The organism is Pseudoalteromonas sp. 20-MNA-CIBAN-0454 (assembly GCF_040308685.1).
GTDB classification, from domain to species: Bacteria; Pseudomonadota; Gammaproteobacteria; order Enterobacterales; family Alteromonadaceae; genus Pseudoalteromonas; species Pseudoalteromonas nigrifaciens.
Genome location: NZ_JBEOOB010000001.1, coordinates 181,913 through 198,318, shown reverse-complemented (window position 1 = coordinate 198,318; position 16,406 = coordinate 181,913). Strand labels below are relative to the sequence as shown.

The window sequence follows — 16,406 nt, the reverse complement described above, 5'->3', positions numbered from 1 at the left end:
GTTTTTGTGCAAATATATTTATAAAAACCGACATCATTCAAGCAATAAACCGCTATATCTGATTACCTAACGGGTAGTGCCAGGTAGCACAAACGTAGAGAGTAACTATGCTTAATCCTTTTGATATTATAATTTTTGGGGGCGGTGGTGACCTTGCGTTACGCAAATTACTACCTGCAATGTATCGAGCATATCAAGAAGGTAATTTACCTGAAGGCTCACGTATTTTGCCAACGGTACGCGAAGAAACCCAACGTGCTGAGTACATAGAAACAGCACACAAAGCCTTAAAAGAGTTTTTAGCAAAGGATGAGTTTAATGCTAAAGATTGGAAAGCCTTTGCTACTTTTTTAGTACCTGTTGTTAGCAATGTAACAGCCCCTGACGATAACTGGGATGTGCTAAAAGGTATTTTAGATGAGCACGACAGCACTAAATCTCGCGTATTTTATTTATCACTACCACCTGCTGTGTACGGCACTTGCTGTGAAATATTATCTGTTAAAAACTTAATAACGCCTACTTCACGTGTAGTGGTTGAAAAGCCTATTGGTTATTGTGGTGAATCTGCTGAGGCTATCAATGGAAAAATCGCAGAGTATTTTAGCGAAGAGCAAATTTTCCGAATTGATCATTACTTAGGTAAAGAAACTGTTCAAAACTTAATGGCACTGCGTTTTTCAAACTCGTTGTTTGAAAACATGTGGGATGCTAAATCAATCGATAATATTCAAATTAGCATTTCAGAAACTGTGGGCCTTGAAACCCGTGCAGGCTTTTACGACAAAGCCGGTGCGCTGCGTGATATGGTTCAAAACCACTTGTTACAACTGTTATGTTTAGTAGCAATGGAATCACCCCATAAACTTAATGCCAATAGTATTCGCAACGAAAAGCTCAAAGTATTGGAAGCGCTGCGTCCACTTATTGGCAGCGACGTAGATAAAAATATTATTCGTGGCCAATATGTACCAGGTGATCTAAACGGTAAAATTGTACCAGGTTACTTAGAAGAGCTTAATGAAGGTTCAAGTAAAACCGAAACCTTTGTAGGTATTCGAGCGCATATTGATAACTGGCGTTGGGCAGGTGTGCCATTTTATTTGCGCACTGGTAAACGCATGGCTAAACGCTGTGCTGAAATTGTAGTGCAATATAAAAAAGTATCACACAATGTATACGAAGACAGCGTAGGCGAAATAGAGCCAAACCGCTTGGTGATTCGCCTACAACCAGAGGAAACTATTCAGCTAACATTGATGTCTAAACGCTTAGATAACCTTGAAATGCAGCTTGAGCCAGTAACGATGAATATTGAGCTTTCACAAGCCTATAGCAATGGTTTTCACTCAGATGCCTACAAGCGCTTAATGCTAGATGCAGCCGCTAATAATCCTTCGTTATTTATCCATCGTGATGAAGTACGCCAAGCATGGAAGTGGATTGATCCAATCATCGACCGCTGGCAAGAAAAAGGCAAACCGGCGCTTTATCGTGCAGGTAGCTGGGGCCCAGAAGATGCTGACGAATTATTAGCAGAGAACAACCATGTATGGTTTAACACCGGTGATAAGGGAGCATAATGGCAACAATAATTGAAAAGTTTTTTGATAGTAAAGAGGCGCTTACAGCAGAGCTGTCAGCAACACTTGAACAATCATTACGTGATGGCATAAGCAATGATGGCCGTGCAGTATTAATGGTATCGGGCGGTTCATCCCCTGCTGCGGCGTATAAGCATTTATCAACCCTTGATTTAAATTGGCAACATGTTGATGTTGCTATGGTTGACGAGCGTTGGGTAGATGCGAGCCACGAAAAAAGTAACGAAGCATTTATTAACAGCACGTTATTACAAAACTATGGTGCTGCGGCTAACTTTGTCACGATGAAAAATAGCGCCGAGACAGCGCAGCAAGGCACTGCAGTGTGTGAAGCTGCTTATGCTGCGTTAAAACGCCCGTATGATGTGACTATTTTAGGTATGGGGCCAGATGGTCATACTGCGTCATTATTCCCACATGCAGAGGGTTTAGAAATAGGCCTAAACTCGGATCAACTGGTGTGTGCAATTAATGCCATTGAAAGTGATGTAACTGGCAGTATAACTGAGCGTATGACACTTACATTAAACGCGATAGCGCAATCTAAAGTGGTTAAGCTACTTATTAGCGGTGATGAAAAACTCGCTGTGTATAAGCAAGCCAAAGCGGGCGGAGATGTAAACGACATGCCACTGCGCGCAGTGCTAAATCACCCAAGTATTAATATTGAGGTTTATTGGGCGCCGTAATTTAAAATGAGTGCGAATGAACAAATAAAAAGGCAGCTATAACTAGCTGCCTTTTTATTTGTGTAATTATTATCCAAAATAACGTGGTTAGTAACGTGATTTTGTTAAAACAGGTTAACATTAAAAACAAGCCTGTATGTTAAATAGCCTTGCTGTGTGTGCTTTTTAAGCAGATTTAACCCTTGTTATGTGTACGTTTTTTGGCAAGGTTCAGATTTATTTAAATTTTATTTTATCAAAACGGTTGTCATAAAAGTTTCCCTTCCTTTTTTTGCTCAAAAGCATTAGCCTAAAGGTATTAACAAAGAAACATACAAATTAAAAATAAACGGAGCAGTAACATGGCGGAGCAACAAGTACAGCCTTTACACAACGAAAAACATGCCAATACTAAAATTAAAAACGGCATCAATGTAGAATTTATGAAAACGCAACATTTAGTGCCAGTAGTTGCACATGAATTTGCGCGTATAGCGAATGAATTTCCAATGTCTTTCGTTAAAAATAACGAAACAGGCACTTTTCAAGCAGTTGCTATGTTTGGCCTTGAGCCAGGCGAAAACTTGTTTGTTGAAGGCGATAAGTGGACGGCAGCATTTGCACCAATGGCTACGACGCGCTACCCACTAGGTTTAGTAAAACACCCAGATCAAGATCAATACGGTATTGTTATTGACGAAGCGAGCCCATTAGTTGGCGAAGAAGAAGGTAATGCGTTGTTTGAAAACGGCGAAGAAACTGACTACTTAAAGCGTCGTAAAGAAGCATTAGTATCGTTTATTGAGTTTTCACAGATCACAGATGCTTTTACGAAGTTTTTAGCCGATAAAGAGCTTTTAGTAGCGCAAACGCTAACAGTTGATATTAAAGGCGAGAAAAAAGACATCAACGGTATTTACCTTATCGATGAGAAAAAACTTAATGAATTAAGTGATGCTGACTTTTTAGAGCTACGTAAACGTGGTTATTTAGCACCAATTTATTCTTTTTTAACGTCTACGCATCAAGTAGCACGTTTAGCTCGTTTAAAAGCGCAACAAGCGTAATAATTTAAACCAGCAAAAAAAAGCGCCTTTGGGCGCTTTTTTTATGTGTTTAAACTTACTTTACTTGATAAATAGTTAGCGACCATCCACATTGGTTTCACTGAAGTTTATAAGAGCTCATTATGAAAAAATCACTTTTAATGGCGCTTATCGCCACTAGTTTTATTAGCGTAAGCAATAACGCCTTAAGCGCAGAAGTACCTTTTGCTATTGCCATTCATGGCGGTGCGGGCACGATTGAAAAAAGTAAATTTACGCCCAAAGAAGAGCAAGCTTATCGTGCTAAATTAACCCAAGCGGTAGAGGCCGGTTATAAAGTACTTGAGCAAGGCGGCGAAAGCTTAGATGCCATAACGGCAGCGATTCAAGTGATGGAGCAGTCTACTTATTTTAATGCAGGGCGTGGCGCGGTTTATACTTACGATGGCAGCCATGAGCTCGATGCATCAATTATGGATGGTCGTAATCGTCAGGCGGGCGCAGTTGCAGGTGTTAAGCATGTAGAGAGCCCAATTAATTTAGCACGTTTGGTTATGGATAATTCAGTACACGTCATGCTCAGTGGGCAAGGCGCTGAAGAATTTGCTAAAGAGCAAGGTATTCCCTTAATCGAAAATAACTTATTTGATACCGAGCACCGCTATAAAGCATTATTAAAAGCAAAGCAAAAATTAGATAAAGCCAAAGCAACCAGTAAAGATTATCAAGCGGCGCATAAAGCCTTGCCAAATAACTATAAAATGGGCACGGTTGGTGCGGTAGCACTGGATAAAAATGGCAATTTAGCAGCTGGTACATCAACCGGCGGTATGACCGCCAAACGCTATGGCCGTATTGGTGATGCGCCGGTAATTGGTGCAGGAACGTTTGCGGAAAATGAATCGTGTGCGGTATCGGCTACCGGCCATGGTGAGTATTTTATTCGTTACAATGTAGCCAGCGATATTTGTGCGCGCGTTAAATACCAAGGTAAAACCATAACGCAAGCAGGGGACGAAGTGATTAATGGGGTACTTGCACCAATAGGCGGTACGGGCGGTGTTATTATAGTGGATACTAAAGGTAATATTAGTTTGCCGTTTAATACCTCAGGTATGTACAGAGCCAGTAAATCAAATACCCAAGCCACTTATGTAGGCATTTTTAAAGGCGAATAAGCGCTTTATTTGTTTGGCTGGTGGCTTATATAACAAACTACTAAGCGTTATGCACTTTGTAGGATTAACCCCAGCCATTTAATTTGCTACAATTGCGGCTCTTTTACTAATTTTATAAGGTATGCGGGTGGTAAACCTAGGTCAGTTGTTTGGCGAGCTAAAGACGTGCTTGAAAAAAGATCAATTCATTTTTAAAAAACGCTTACATGGCGTAAAAAAAATAACCGATGAGAATAAGCATGCCAACGCGCTTGAAAAAATAGCGGCCGACATTACCCGTAGCCAAGCACTGCGCGCGCAGCGTTTAGCGGCTCTGCCTAAAGTGACTTACCCAGAGCAATTACCGGTGAGTCAAAAAAAGGATGTGATTAAAAACGCCATTGCTAATAACCAAGTGGTTATTATTGCAGGTGAAACCGGTTCAGGTAAAACCACGCAAATTCCTAAAATGTGTTTAGAGCTAGGGCGTGGGGTTGATGGCTTAATTGGCCACACCCAACCAAGGCGACTAGCAGCACGAACGGTGGCTAATCGTATTGCAGAAGAAATGCAGTGTGAACTTGGCCAACAAGTTGGTTTTAAAATACGCTTTAGTGATCAGGTCTCGAATAATACCTATATTAAACTAATGACCGACGGGATTTTACTTGCCGAAATTCAACAAGATCGATTTTTAAATCAATACGACACCATTATTATTGATGAAGCGCACGAACGTAGCTTAAACATTGACTTTATTTTAGGTTATTTAAAAAATTTACTCCCTAAGCGCCCCGATTTAAAAATAATAATTACCTCAGCAACGATCGATCCAGAGCGTTTTTCAAAGCACTTTGATGATGCGCCAATTATAGAAGTATCAGGGCGAACCTTCCCGGTTGATGTACGTTACAACCCAGTTACTGAGATAAATAAAGAGGATATGGAAGCCGAAGGCGACCAACTGCAAGGTATTTTTGATGCTGTAGATGAACTGTGTGCAGAAGGCCCTGGCGACATTTTAATATTTTTAAATGGTGAGCGTGAAATACGCGATACCGCCGATGCTCTCAGTAAACGTAATTTAAAACACACTGATATATTACCGCTTTATTCGCGACTATCAAACGCCGAGCAAAACCGTATATTTGCACCGCACTCGCGCCGCCATATTATTTTATCGACCAACGTGGCCGAAACATCGTTAACCGTACCGGGGATTCGTTATGTAATTGATCCGGGTACGGCGCGTATTAGCCGTTATAGTTACCGCACCAAGGTACAGCGCCTGCCTATAGAGCCAATATCGCAAGCCAGTGCAAATCAGCGAATGGGACGTTGTGGCCGCGTAGAGGCGGGTATTTGTATTCGTTTATACGCTGAGGATGACTTTTTATCGCGCCCAGAGTTTACCGATCCTGAAATACTACGTACTAACTTAGCTTCGGTTATTTTACAAATGCTAGCGCTGGGTTTAGGCGACATGGCGCAGTTTCCGTTTGTGCAAGCCCCAGATAGTCGTAATATTAGCGATGGTTTAACCTTGCTTGAGGAACTCCAAGCAGTACATCCCACTAAACGTAACGACAAAACAGCGCTTACCCAGTCAGGCCGAGAATTAAGCCGTTTACCGGTCGATCCGCGTTTAGCTAAAATGGTGTTAACCGCACATAAGCTCGGTGCGCTACGTGAAGTAATTATTATAGTGGCGGCACTGTCTATTCAAGACCCCCGTGAGCGCCCGCAAGAAAAACGTGCTGCGGCAAACGAAAAACACGGCCGTTTTGATGATCCTGATTCAGACTTTATTGCATTTTTAAACTTGTGGAATTATTTAGAAGAGCAACAAAGCGAACTGACTAATAGCCAGTTTAGAAAACTCTGCCAAAAAGACTTCCTCGCTTATATGCGCCTTCGTGAGTGGCAAGATATTGTTTATCAAATAAGTACCGTATGCAACGAAATGGGTATGAAAGCCACATCGAATGCTGCCGACGGTGAGCAAGTTCACAAAGCATTACTGAGCGGTATGCTTAGCCATATTGGCTTTAAAGATGAAAAACAAATTTATAAAGGCGCGCGTAATAGCCAGTTTCATATTTTTCCGGGGTCGGGGTTATTTAAAAAGAGCCCAAAATGGCTAATGTCGGCAGAGCTGGTAGAAACCAGTAAATTATATGCCCGCACTAACGCCAAAATAGACATTAACTGGGTTGAGCCACTGGCGCAGCATTTGGTTAAGCGCAGTTATACAGAGCCACATTGGGAGAAAAAACCCGGTGCGGTAATCGCCTTTGAGCAACAAACCTTATATGGCCTGCTAATCGTCAATAAGCGCCGCTGCGTGTATAGCAATATTGATCCTAAAGTGAGCCGTGAGCTGTTTATTCGCACCGCATTAGTTGAGCAAGAACTGGGGTTAAACGAAAGCTTTTTAGAGTTTAACCGCGAGCTGATTGAAGATATTCAAGTGCTTGAAAACAAGTCACGCAGGCGCGATATTTTAGTTGATGAGCAAACTTTATTTGAGTTTTACGATAAAAAAATTCCAAAAGAAATTAATAATCGTGCAGCATTTTTAAAATGGTATAAAACGCAAAAACAACAAAATAAACACTATTTGCAAATGAGCCGCGATGACTTAATGCAGCATGGTGCAAGCAGTATTACCGAGTTTGACTACCCAGATACTTGGCAGCAAGATAATTTAATTTTACCTTTAGCGTATCATTTCGATCCCGGTCAAGCGGTTGATGGTGTGGCGGTACAAATACCGGTTGCGCTATTAAACCAAGTGCAAGAAAGCGGCTTTGACTGGCATATACCTGCGTTTCGACATGAGTTAATAAGTGGTTTAATTAAATCATTGCCTAAGTCACTGCGCCGTAATTTTGTACCTGCGCCTAACTACGCCGATGCTGTTTTGGCGGCTATTGAGCCATTGCAGGGGAGTTTAATTGACGCACTTAGTAATCGACTATTAAAAATGACAGGGGTGCGAGTTGACCCTGATGCCTGGGATTTAAGTGCCTTGGCAGCGCATTTACGTTTGCAGTTTGAAGTACGTGGCGATAACGATAAGTTACTCGCGCGTGGCCTAGATTTAGCCAAACTTAAAGCGCAGCTACAAGGCGAAGTAACGCAAACATTATCCAAAGTAGCCGATAAAGGCATAGAAAAAGCAGACTTAACGCAGTGGGATTTTGGCGAGCTACCTAATTCATATGTAAAAAAACAAGGGCAATACGAAATTAAAGCGTATCCGGCGCTGGTGGATAAAAAATCAACTGCTGCTATTGAGCTTTTCGATAACGAAGTAAAAGCACAGGTTGCCCATCAACAAGGGCTGCGCCGATTAGTATTATTAAATGTGCCTTCACCAATAAAGTATTTGCAGCAAAACTTACCAAATAAGGCTAAGCTTGGATTGTATTTTAATCCTTTTGGTAAAATAGCCGATTTAATTGATGACTGCATTGCCGCCGGTGTTGATAGCTTATTATTAAAGTACGGTGACATTCGCACCAGCGACGCGTTTGAAAATGTAAAAGAGCATATACGTGGTGAGCTTGGTGACGCTGTAGTTGAAATTGCCACGCAAGTAGAGCAAGTGTTAAGTATAGCCCATGCCTTACATAAAAAAATGAAAGGACGGGTAGATTTAACCATGATCACTGCGCATGGAGATATTAAATCGCAATTAGAGTCTCTTGTTTTTAAAGGCTTTGTAAGCCAACATGGGGCAACTAAGCTAAGTGACTTAATCCGTTATTTAAAAGCGATTCAAAAACGTTTAGAAAAGTTACCCATAGATCCAAATCGCGATAGATTATGTGTACTTGAGCTTGATAAAGTGGCTCAAGAGTATAAAAAGCAAGCAAACAAAACCCCTAAAGGGATGCCAATTCCAAAAGAGGTAGAAGCTATCTTTTGGATGCAGCAAGAGTTGAGAGTGTCTTTATTTGCACAGACCTTGGGTACTCCGTATCCAATTTCGGCAAAACGTGTGTTAAATGCAATAAAAGAAATAGAGTAAAAGGTGTATCTACTATTAAGCTTAAGTACTTAATAGTAGAACTTATTTTTTGTTTTGAGAAGGAAACGACATAGCCATGTCCTCATCAATAGAACATAAAGTACAACAACAACTACTAGTGGTAGATGACGAGTATTTTAATTATGAAATACTCAAAGCAGCACTTAGCGCAAAGTTTGATGTTAATTATGCCGATTCTGGAACAAGCTGTTTAGCCTCTGCTATTGCTAATCCGCCCGATATTATTTTACTTGATGTATGTATGCCAGGGCTGGATGGTTACGATACGTGTAGAATGCTTAAACATACACCTGAGACAAAAAACATCCCTATTGTTATGGTGTCAGGGCTGGAGTCACCGCTTGAAAAGCAAGCTGGGTTTGACGCGGGCTGTGATGCTTATGTTGTTAAGCCGTTTTCTGTACCACTGTTGTTAGAGCAAATTAATAAAATAGTATAGGAAAAATTATGTTTACAGATGATAAGCGAAATTTTCGACGTATGCAGATCAATACACCAGCAAAGCTAACCACAATAGAGCCGATTGCTGGCTTAAATTATAATGCAGAATGTGTAGATTTGAGTGCAACTGGGTTGTCGTTGCATTTAGATGAGTTACTTGAGCCAAACACTATTTTATTGGTACATATAGACTCAACTCATCCGAGTATTGCGCCTTTAGACGCAACGGCTAAGGTGATACGCGCCAGCAAAGAAGATGACGGTACAATAACTGCCGGACTTGAGATAATACAGTTTAATTAGCTTAGGTAGCGTGGTTATTGCCCATATAAATAGGTAATAACTACGTATAAATACTAGGGTCTGTTGATCTTTCAAGGTTGAATTTGCAGCAGTGTGTTTGGTATTTAGGCAAGGCAGAGCCTATGTGGTGTGGTTATTCCCCATAAATAGGCGATAACGTAGCATCAATGCCAAACAGGCACTGCCCGAAGGGTTCTGCCTAGGGGCGATTGACTCTTTGTTGCCTACATGGATGTAGGTAAGGGGCGTGAGCAGGACGCGGAAGCTTTGCTCGGTTTTTACTTAGCCCACTAGGTTACAAACCTCGCGCCGTGATTAAATCGCCCCTAGTTTGAACAAATTTCAATCCGCAAAGGTCAACAGACCCTAATCAAGCCTAGGCGTTAGTAAACCTTACAAATTAAGCCTTTTAAGTAAAAACCTTCAGGGTAACTACCCGCAATAGGGTGATCGGCGGCTTGGTTTAAACGCTCCATAATAAGTAAGTCTTTACCAGCATCAAGGGCTGCATCAGCCACCACTTTTTGAAACAAGTTTTGCTCCATTAAGCCCGAACACGAGAAGGTTAATAAGGTGCCACCTGGTTTTAATATTTGCATAGCAATCATGTTTATGTCTTTATAGCCACGACACGCACCAGTAAGTTGTGCTTTGTTGTCGGCAAACTTTGGCGGATCCATTACTATAGTGTCAAACAATACACCGTCTTCGCGGTATTGACGCAGTAACTTAAATACATCTTGTTTGACAAAATCAACCTTATCTAAATCAAGGTTGTTATGCTCAACATTGCGCTTAGCTGTATCGAGGGCTGGCTGCGATACATCCACATTAGTTACGTGTTTACAGCCGCCACGTAGGGCATACAACGAAAATGTACCCGTGTAGCTAAAGCAGTTTAATACGGTTTTGTCTTTAGAAAAGCGTTCAAGTGCAGCGCGGCTATCGCGTTGATCTAAATAAAAGCCGGTTTTATGGCCATCAATAATATCAACTTCAATTTTAAAGCCATTTTCTGCAATGAGTACTGGGGCAGTTGGTTCATTGCCCCATAATGCCCCTTTAATTGGCTCAAGGCCTTCTTTGGTACGCACTTCTACGTCTGAGCGCTCGTAAATGCTCATACCAGGGAATATAGCCATTAACGCGCCAACAATTTCACCTTTATGACGCTCAGCACCCGCGCTAAGTAATTGACACACTAATACGTTGTCAAACTTATCTATGGTAACGCCGGGTAAAAAATCTGATTCTGCGGCGCAGAGTCTAAAGCCAGTTAAACCACCTTCTTCAATTACTTGGCTACGGGCTTCTAGTGCACGACGTAGGCGGCGTTCAAAAAAGTGTTGATCAATAACTTCTTTTTCGTCAAAGCTCCAAACACGGGCACGAATTTGTGAATGTGGGCTATAAGCTGCTGTTGCTAAAAATTTACCTTCACTGTCGTGAATAGTAACTGTGTCACCTAGGCCTGGTTTACCTTTAATTTTTTTGATGGCTTTGGAAAATAACCAAGGGTGTTTTCTTTTTAATGATTTATCGCGGCCAGCTTGCAGGTAAACGGCAGATGTCATAAAGCTTCTCAGTAGTAATAAATAAGCGCTGTATTTTAGTCAAGGCAAGGGCAACATACAATGAATGTTTTGCATGGAGCCCATAAATCGCGGTAAAGTATGGCTAATTCAATATGTTAATTAGGTATTTGGAACACGTTGTGACAGACATAATGTTAAGCCCTGAGCTGCAGCAGCTCAATTTACAGTGCAGAGCCTTTATTACCACACTAATTCATGCCGATGTGGCGCATGATATAACCCATATTGAACGCGTAGTTCGGGTTGCTATTAAATTGTGCGATGCAGAGCAAGCTAATATGAAGGTAGTGCTCCCGGCTGCATGGTTACACGACTGTGTAGCCGTGGCCAAAAACCATCCAGATAGGGCTAAAGCCTCTACTATGGCCGCCGATAAAGCGATTGCTTTTTTAGCTTCTATTAATTACGACGCGCAATTATTTACTCAAATTCATCATGCAATAGCGGCGCATAGCTTTAGCGCCAATATTAAAGTGAACTCAGTAGAAGCACAAATAGTGCAAGACGCAGACAGAATGGATGCACTAGGCGCGATTGGTATAAGCCGCTGCATGAAAGTAGGTGGCTCAATAAGTCGATTACTATATAACCCGGATGACCCATTTTGCCTACAACGCGAAGCAGATGATAAAAAATACACGCTTGATCATTTTTTTATTAAGTTATTACACATAGCTCAAAGCATGAATACTCCCTCGGCTAAGGCCGAAGCACTAAGACGTACTGAGTATATGCATGACTTTTTAGAGCAACTAAAGTCTGAAATAGGAGAGCAGCGTGAGTATACCTAAGCTAGCTGGGATTGATCATTGTCATTTAAATGTGGATGATTTAGCGCAAGCGGTTAAATGGTATGAGCGTGTTTTAGGCTTTAGTGTGGTTGAAGCGCTCGCCTTTTGGAATGAAGATGGCAAAGGGCCATTAACCCTTGAAGATGCAAATGCTACCACGCGTTTAGCGTTATTTACTGCACAGGGACGTAGTAAAGGCATTGCTTTTTTAGCCACTGGGGAGCAATTTATTGCATGGCTTGAGCATTTTGAACACCTAAATATTAAAACAGTATTAGCTGATCACGGCGTTACGTTTTCAATTTATTTTAAAGATAACAGCGGAAATAGCCATGAAATTACCTCTCATGACTATACGCAGATTAAAACTGTGTATCCGCAGGTATTATTAGGCTCGCATACAGCCAAAAAGAGCTAAATTAAAATCGCTCCTGATGAGCATTTTTTATGGCAATAATATCGTCAATTTTGCCAATAAATAGCTCAACCAATTGCGGGTCGAAGTGTTTACCGGCTTGTTGTTGCATATGTTCTATAGTTTGCTCTATGCTCCAAGGCTCTTTATAGGGGCGTTTTGAGGTAAGTGCATCAAATACATCGGCAATGGCAACAATACGGCCTTCCAGCGATATGGCTTCTCCTTTTAGGCCATTGGGGTAGCCAGTACCATCCCACTTTTCATGATGTTCAATTGCCAGCACATGCGCCAGTTGTAATAGTGGCGATGATGAATTTGCTAAAATTTGTGCACCAATTAAAGCGTGCTCTTTCATGTGGGTAAACTCATCGGCAGTTAACTTTCCGGGTTTTAGCAAAATGGCATCCGGAATACCTATTTTACCTACATCGTGCATAGGGGCTGCTTGGCGTAATAATTCGGCGTGTTGCTCATCCATACCCAGCGCCAATGCAAGTACTTTGCTGTATTGACTCATACGTATAATATGCTCACCGGTATCGGTGTCTTTATATTCTGCAGCACGACCTAAACGCTGTACTAAATCGACATGAGCTTGTTTTAGCTGCTCAGCTTGCACTAACGACAGGTGAGTTTTAACACGTGCCCGTACAATAGCAGGGCTAATGGGTTTGGTTATATAGTCTACAGCGCCTAGTTCAAAACCTTTAAATTCATCACTTTCATCACTTAGCGCAGTAACAAAAATAATAGGGATATGCGATGTTGCAGGGTTAGCTTTAACAATTTGGCATACTTCAAAGCCATTCATATCAGGCATCATAATATCGAGTAAAATTAGCTTTGGTAGTTCTTTTTCAAGTAATGCTATAGCGGCAGCGCCCGATTTAGCAAACGACATTCTATATTGATTACCAAGCACCTCGCGCATTACTTTTAAGTTTGCAGGCTCGTCGTCAACAATTAATATGCGGGGCTTATCTAGAATAAAATCCATTAATTAATTCTCCTTTAGGGTTAACTTTTTAAGTAAATTTGCTAATTTAACTTGCGCGTTATCAAAGTCGAATTCATCAAAGGCACTGGCTATTTCATCTATATCTACTTGTACTGATGCTATACATTTACGTTGTAACTGATCGAGAAGATCATCATTAAGTTCGGCATTTTGTGCATCAGCATAGAGTTCTTGGCAAATTTCTATTAGCTCAGCTGTTGATAACGGCTCAGCATTGTCGATAAGTTTGGCGGGCTCTTTACATATAGTGCTTGCTAATAATTGGCCGATAAGCGCCAATTCAGTTTTTATATCTGCCAAAACGCTGGTTAGCGCAGCTTCATCGTCTGCGTTCTCTAAACGCGTTAACAGTGTCATTAAGGTTAATAACCCTAAATTACCAGCCACGCCTTTTAAAGTGTGAATAAGCGTATAAACACTTTTAATATCGCTTAGTTGCAGCTTAAATAAGCTTATAAATTGCTTTTCGTTGGTATTAACAAATTTAGTAATTTCGGTAAGCTGTTTACATTTAGAGCCCCACAAAGCTAACCCTTTTTCAAAATCTATGTGCTTGGCATCGGGGTCGGTTTGCGCAATTAATGTTTCTTTTGCTAAGCCAAGTCCAAGCACCAGTGCTATTTCTTGATTCAGTTGGTTGATATCAACCGGCTTATTAGCAAACCCATTCATGCCTGCATTTTTAGCGGTTAGTTTATCTTGCTGTAACACGCTGGCTGTTAATGCAATAATAGGCGTAAATTTTATTTGTTTTAGTTGCTCCAATGTACGAATTTTAATGGTGGCCTCAATACCGTCACATTCAGGCATGTGAATGTCCATTAAAATGACATCAAAGTCTTGCTGATTAAACGCCTCAATGGCTTCTAAACCATTACTTGCAGTGGTTACTGTGTGTTGATCTCGCGAAAGTAATATAGAAAGTAGCTCTGTATTTTGTTCTATATCATCAACCACTAATATTCTAAGCGGAGGTAGTTCGGTATGTAGGCCTTCAAAATAATCTATTTTATTTTCATCACCAACAGTAAAAGGTAATGAGAAGTAAAAGCAGCTGCCTTTATCAACTTCACTCACTAAATCAATTGAGCCATGCATAAGCTCTACTAATTGTTTACTTATTGTTGTGCCTAAACCTGTGCCACCAAATCGACGTGTGGTCGTGCCATCGGCTTGCACAAAAGGCTGAAAAACCGCTTTAATACGATCTTTAGCAATACCAATGCCTGTATCTTGTACTTCAAAAAATAGGTGATTATTTTGTGTGGTACTTACGGTAACAGTAACAGCGCCTTGCTCAGTAAATTTAATAGCGTTACCAATAAGGTTTGTAAGTATTTGCCTAAGGCGGTCGGGATCACCGTAGTATGCGGTGCTAACTGATTTATTAATATTAAGCGTTAAATTAAGGTTTTTCTTTTTAGCTTCTAACCAAAAAGTTGAAATAATACTGTCGATAACGGGCTTTAAATTAAAATGCACAGGCTCAATGGTTAGCTTTCCTCGTTCTAACTTTGCAGAGTCGAGAATCTCATTAAGCAGCCGCAGCAAAGAGCGTGCTGCGCTATTAACCGTAACAAGGTGCTTTTGCTGCTCTTTACTTAGCGGTGTATCCATTAGCAGATCGCTAAAGCCAATAATTGCATTCATAGGGGTGCGTATTTCATGGCTCATATTTGCCATAAAAGATTGCTTAGCATTGGCAGCTTCTTCTGCTTGCAGTTTAGCGTGCTCTAATTTTGCTTCATACTCTTTGCGCTCAGTAATATCAACAAGTACACCATCAATCCACTGTGCAACATCGGTATTATTAAAGTCAAAACTACCTTTCTCTAATACCCATACAGTTGCGCCGTTGCGATGGCGAATTCTATATTCAACAGAGTATTGACGCTTTTCGGTAACGGCATTAGTGAGCGTGGTAATAATCATTTGTTGATCAGACTTTAAAATCAGGTCTGTAAACTCAATGTGTTGCTCAATAAATTCATCTGGTGTATAGCCAGTTAAATCCAATATACTTGGGCTAACAAATAGCATGGTGTAGTTAGTATCGAATTTACATCTAAAGGCAACGCCTGGCATATTTTGCATTAATGAGCGATATTTTTGCTCATTTTCAACAACCGTTTTTTGTAGCGCTCGTTGCTGCGTTAAGTCAGTAATAAAGCCAACATACAAAGGCGGTTGCCCAGTTTGCGTCACTTGTCCAATACCAAGGCGCACAGGGATCAAATGGTTATCTTTATGTTTAGCAAAAGTATCGCGGTTTATGCCTATAATAGCGCTTAGATCAAGAGTCATATCACCAGATGATGACGCATTGTTTAGAGCGTTATTATCATTTAAAAGAATCTGTACACTTTTACCTTGTAACTCATGTTCTCGCCAACCTAAAATCTTACTTGCTGCTTCATTAAAGCTTAAAATAATACCTTGATGATCAATAGTCACAATGCCATCTATTGCTGTTTCTAATATAGCGTTTAACCGCGACTCGTCGGCTGACTTTTCTTCAAGTAGCAGTTTATAGCGTACCATGCCATTAATTACAGCAACCAAGCTGGTTATTGCAACAGTTGCAGTGGCAACCGCAATTGCAACAAATGTAAGCCCAGCAGACGCATTTTCGTCTGCGTAAATTAGTGGGGAAGTTGCTACAAAACGGGTTGCTGCCATACCCATATAATGCATCCCAGTAACGGCAAAGCCTAATATAACGGCGCTGATTGAACGAGTTTGTAACTGTGTTAACCGAGGGAAAATTCTTTCAAGGTTAAAGTGGCTATATAAAGCTATAAAGGATAGGGCAACGGCCACTAAAATAGACAACCCAAACATAACTGGGTCATACCGTAGCATAGGCGCAAGCTCCATCGCTGCCATACCACTGTAATGCATAGTGCCAATACCTGAGCCTAATAATACCGAGCAAACAGCTAATACTTTAAAGTTACCATTACTTTTTACCAGTATAGATACAGCGTATTGGCACGCTAAAAATGCCGGTATAAAAGAGAGTAAGGTAATAGTTGGGTTATATTTAATGTTAGTACACAAAGAAAAAGCCAACATACCAATAAAATGCATGCTCCAAATACCCGCAGAAAAAACAGCTGCAGCGGTTACAGTAGCTAAACGTTGATAGCTTGGGAAAGTAGTTTTTTTAGCTAAATCAATGAGTTTTGTAGTAAAAAAAGCGGCAAATATGACTATTAAAACTGAAAGAGAAACCAAAAGGGGATCGTAAACCCCGTTTATAATTAAACTAGGATCTTGGTCAGTAATAAAGAAAGCTGATAACATGG

The 16,406-nt window shown here is 40.8% G+C and carries 12 protein-coding genes; 9 read left to right on the top strand and 3 right to left on the bottom strand.

Annotated features, from left to right (window positions below; translation table 11 throughout):
* Nucleotides 1-107: 107 nt before the first annotated feature.
* From zwf to AAEZ22_RS00895, 7 genes are all read left to right on the top strand, one after another.
* Nucleotides 108-1,583, top strand: coding sequence for a glucose-6-phosphate dehydrogenase (gene zwf / locus AAEZ22_RS00925; protein WP_011327826.1), 1,476 nt, complete (start codon nucleotides 108-110; stop codon nucleotides 1,581-1,583).
* On the top strand, nucleotides 1,583-2,293 hold the full coding sequence (pgl, locus tag AAEZ22_RS00920) for a 6-phosphogluconolactonase (RefSeq protein WP_182676874.1): 711 nt from the start codon (nucleotides 1,583-1,585) through the stop codon (nucleotides 2,291-2,293). The genes zwf and pgl overlap by 1 nt, the downstream gene beginning before the upstream one ends.
* 341 nt (nucleotides 2,294-2,634) lie before the next feature.
* Complete coding sequence (locus AAEZ22_RS00915) at nucleotides 2,635-3,339, top strand: SapC family protein (RefSeq protein ID WP_011327828.1); 705 nt, start codon at nucleotides 2,635-2,637, stop codon at nucleotides 3,337-3,339.
* A 122-nt stretch (nucleotides 3,340-3,461) separates the two neighbouring features.
* Nucleotides 3,462-4,496 (top strand): isoaspartyl peptidase/L-asparaginase family protein, encoded by a 1,035-nt coding sequence (locus tag AAEZ22_RS00910; RefSeq protein WP_089368012.1) that lies wholly within the window; start codon nucleotides 3,462-3,464, stop codon nucleotides 4,494-4,496.
* A 127-nt stretch (nucleotides 4,497-4,623) separates the two neighbouring features.
* A complete protein-coding gene (gene hrpA / locus AAEZ22_RS00905) occupies nucleotides 4,624-8,511 on the top strand; it encodes an ATP-dependent RNA helicase HrpA (protein WP_182676876.1) in 3,888 nt (1,295 codons plus the stop codon).
* Between the two features lie 76 nt (nucleotides 8,512-8,587).
* On the top strand, nucleotides 8,588-8,971 hold the full coding sequence (locus AAEZ22_RS00900) for a response regulator (RefSeq protein WP_011327831.1): 384 nt from the start codon (nucleotides 8,588-8,590) through the stop codon (nucleotides 8,969-8,971).
* A gap of 8 nt (nucleotides 8,972-8,979) precedes the next feature.
* A complete protein-coding gene (locus AAEZ22_RS00895; RefSeq protein WP_086998101.1) occupies nucleotides 8,980-9,276 on the top strand; it encodes a PilZ domain-containing protein in 297 nt (98 codons plus the stop codon).
* A gap of 383 nt (nucleotides 9,277-9,659) precedes the next feature.
* Here the strand turns inward: AAEZ22_RS00895 and AAEZ22_RS00890 are convergent, their stop codons facing one another.
* On the bottom strand, nucleotides 9,660-10,850 hold the full coding sequence (locus AAEZ22_RS00890) for a class I SAM-dependent methyltransferase (RefSeq protein WP_011327833.1): 1,191 nt from the start codon (nucleotides 10,848-10,850) through the stop codon (nucleotides 9,660-9,662).
* A 152-nt stretch (nucleotides 10,851-11,002) separates the two neighbouring features.
* Between AAEZ22_RS00890 and AAEZ22_RS00885 the strand changes: the two genes are divergently transcribed.
* Nucleotides 11,003-11,662, top strand: coding sequence for an HD domain-containing protein (locus AAEZ22_RS00885; RefSeq protein ID WP_011327834.1), 660 nt, complete (start codon nucleotides 11,003-11,005; stop codon nucleotides 11,660-11,662).
* Nucleotides 11,649-12,080 (top strand): VOC family protein, encoded by a 432-nt coding sequence (locus AAEZ22_RS00880; RefSeq protein WP_086993303.1) that lies wholly within the window; start codon nucleotides 11,649-11,651, stop codon nucleotides 12,078-12,080. Before AAEZ22_RS00885 ends, AAEZ22_RS00880 begins: the two co-directional genes overlap by 14 nt.
* A gap of 1 nt (nucleotide 12,081) precedes the next feature.
* Here AAEZ22_RS00880 and AAEZ22_RS00875 read toward each other — a convergent pair whose 3' ends face one another.
* Both AAEZ22_RS00875 and AAEZ22_RS00870 read right to left on the bottom strand, forming a co-directional pair.
* A complete protein-coding gene (locus AAEZ22_RS00875) occupies nucleotides 12,082-13,077 on the bottom strand; it encodes a response regulator (protein ID WP_179806739.1) in 996 nt (331 codons plus the stop codon).
* A gap of 3 nt (nucleotides 13,078-13,080) precedes the next feature.
* The gene (locus tag AAEZ22_RS00870) at nucleotides 13,081-16,404 is read right to left on the bottom strand and encodes an MHYT domain-containing protein (protein WP_182678457.1); all 3,324 of its coding nucleotides are present in this window, start codon (nucleotides 16,402-16,404) and stop codon (nucleotides 13,081-13,083) included.
* Nucleotides 16,405-16,406 lie beyond the last annotated feature (2 nt).

Bases quoted from the DNA above. Each gene is read 5' to 3' on its own strand.
- AAEZ22_RS00890 (WP_011327833.1), bottom strand. From the start codon at position 10,850: ATGACATCTGCCGTTTACCTGCAAGCTGGCCGCGATAAATCATTAAAA.
- zwf (WP_011327826.1), top strand. From the start codon at position 108: ATGCTTAATCCTTTTGATATTATAATTTTTGGGGGCGGTGGTGACCTT.
- pgl (WP_182676874.1), top strand. From the start codon at position 1,583: ATGGCAACAATAATTGAAAAGTTTTTTGATAGTAAAGAGGCGCTTACA.
- AAEZ22_RS00910 (WP_089368012.1), top strand. From the start codon at position 3,462: ATGAAAAAATCACTTTTAATGGCGCTTATCGCCACTAGTTTTATTAGC.
- AAEZ22_RS00875 (WP_179806739.1), bottom strand. From the start codon at position 13,077: ATGGATTTTATTCTAGATAAGCCCCGCATATTAATTGTTGACGACGAG.
- AAEZ22_RS00900 (WP_011327831.1), top strand. From the start codon at position 8,588: ATGTCCTCATCAATAGAACATAAAGTACAACAACAACTACTAGTGGTA.
- AAEZ22_RS00885 (WP_011327834.1), top strand. From the start codon at position 11,003: ATGTTAAGCCCTGAGCTGCAGCAGCTCAATTTACAGTGCAGAGCCTTT.
- AAEZ22_RS00895 (WP_086998101.1), top strand. From the start codon at position 8,980: ATGTTTACAGATGATAAGCGAAATTTTCGACGTATGCAGATCAATACA.
- AAEZ22_RS00870 (WP_182678457.1), bottom strand. From the start codon at position 16,404: ATGTTATCAGCTTTCTTTATTACTGACCAAGATCCTAGTTTAATTATA.
- AAEZ22_RS00915 (WP_011327828.1), top strand. From the start codon at position 2,635: ATGGCGGAGCAACAAGTACAGCCTTTACACAACGAAAAACATGCCAAT.